Raw genomic sequence first — 1781 nt, forward strand, 5'->3', positions numbered from 1 at the left:
GACCTCGACGATGCCGAGCGCAGCGTGCTGCAGCGCGCGATGGCGCGCACCGGCGGCAATGTCTCGGCAGCGGCGCAGAGCCTCGGCATCTCGCGCGCGACGCTGCATCGCAAGCTCGCCCGTTTCAGCATCCGCCGGCCGCATTGATTTACGCAACCTGACCTGTCGCAGTTCTGCGACACTCGGCGGCCGCGATCCGTTTGCCTGGGGATGACAGGCCGAAGAGCATCCGCAAGTGTCTCCAGCGACGCGCCACATTCCGTGACGCCGTTTTTGCTGGGAGGCAGACAATGAACAAGGTTGAGTTCTCACGCGCGGCCAAGGTCCCCTTCGCCAAGCGCTATGACAACTTCATCGGCGGCCGCTGGGTCGCCCCGCATGCTGGAAGATACTTCGACAACATCTCGCCGGTGACCGGCCGGCCGCTTTGCGAGATCGCAAGGTCCGACGCACAGGACGTCGAAGCCGCGCTCGACGCCGCGCACAAGGCGAAGGATGCCTGGGGCAAGACCAGTCCGGCGGCCCGCGCCTTGATCCTCAATCGCATTGCGGACCGCATGGAAGACAATCTCGACCTGCTGGCGCTCGCCGAAACGTGGGACAACGGCAAGCCGATCCGCGAGACGACGGCGGCGGACCTGCCTCTGGCCATCGACCACTTCCGCTATTTCGCAGGCGTCCTTCGCAGCCAGGAGGGCAGCCTTTCCGAGATCGACCATGACACGGTCGCCTATCATTTCCATGAGCCGCTGGGTGTCGTCGGCCAGATCATTCCTTGGAACTTCCCGTTGCTGATGGCCTGCTGGAAGCTGGCGCCCGCGCTCGCCGCCGGCAATTGCGTGGTGCTGAAGCCGGCCGAGCAGACGCCTGCCACCATCATGCTGTGGGCCGACCTTATCGGCGATCTTTTGCCTGAAGGCGTGCTCAACATCGTCAACGGCTTCGGCCTCGAGGCCGGCAAGCCGCTGGCATCGTCGAACCGCATCGCCAAGATCGCCTTCACCGGCGAGACGACGACCGGCCGCCTGATCATGCAGTATGCCTCGCAGAACCTCATCCCGGTGACGCTGGAACTCGGCGGCAAGTCGCCCAACATCTTCTTCCAGGACGTCGTTGCCGAGGATGACGATTTCTTCGACAAGGCGATCGAGGGCTTCGTCATGTTCGCGCTCAACCAGGGCGAGGTCTGCACGTGCCCGAGCCGCGCGCTGGTGCATGAGAAGATCTACGACAAGTTCATGGAGCGCGCGCTGAAGCGCGTCGAGGCGATTGTGCAGGGCGATCCGCTCGATCCGGCCACCATGATTGGCGCGCAGGCTTCGAGCGAGCAGCTGGCAAAGATCCTCTCCTACTTCGATATCGGTCGCCAGGAGGGAGCCCAGGTGCTGACCGGCGGCGAGCAGAACCACCTGCCGGGCGACCTGGCCGGCGGCTATTACGTGAAGCCGACGGTCTTCAAGGGTCACAACAAGATGCGCATCTTCCAGGAAGAAATCTTCGGGCCGGTGGTGTCGGTGACGACCTTCAAGGACGACGACGAGGCGCTGTCGATCGCCAACGACACGCTGTACGGCCTCGGCGCCGGCATCTGGAGCCGCGACGCGAACCGCTGCTACCGCTTCGGCCGCGCGATCCAGGCAGGCCGCGTCTGGACCAACTGCTATCACGCCTATCCGGCGCATGCCGCCTTCGGCGGCTACAAGCAGTCCGGCATCGGCCGCGAGACGCACAAGATGATGCTCGACCACTACCAGCAGACCAAGAACATGCTGGTCAGCTAC

The 1781-nt window shown here is 64.3% G+C and carries 2 protein-coding genes; both read left to right on the top strand.

Going from position 1 to position 1781, the window contains the following annotated elements; genetic code table 11:
* Nucleotides 1-147: helix-turn-helix domain-containing protein (locus tag EOA24_RS36715; RefSeq protein ID WP_245501949.1), on the top strand; the 147-nt coding region annotated here is incomplete at its 5' end.
* A 143-nt stretch (nucleotides 148-290) separates the two neighbouring features.
* Nucleotides 291-1781, top strand: a 1491-nt coding sequence (gene adh / locus EOA24_RS36720; protein WP_133374838.1) for an aldehyde dehydrogenase, incomplete at its 3' end; no start/stop codon positions are given.

Origin of the sequence: Mesorhizobium sp. M2A.F.Ca.ET.039.01.1.1, assembly GCF_003998035.1 — a bacterium.
Classification (GTDB): Bacteria; Pseudomonadota; Alphaproteobacteria; order Rhizobiales; family Rhizobiaceae; genus Mesorhizobium.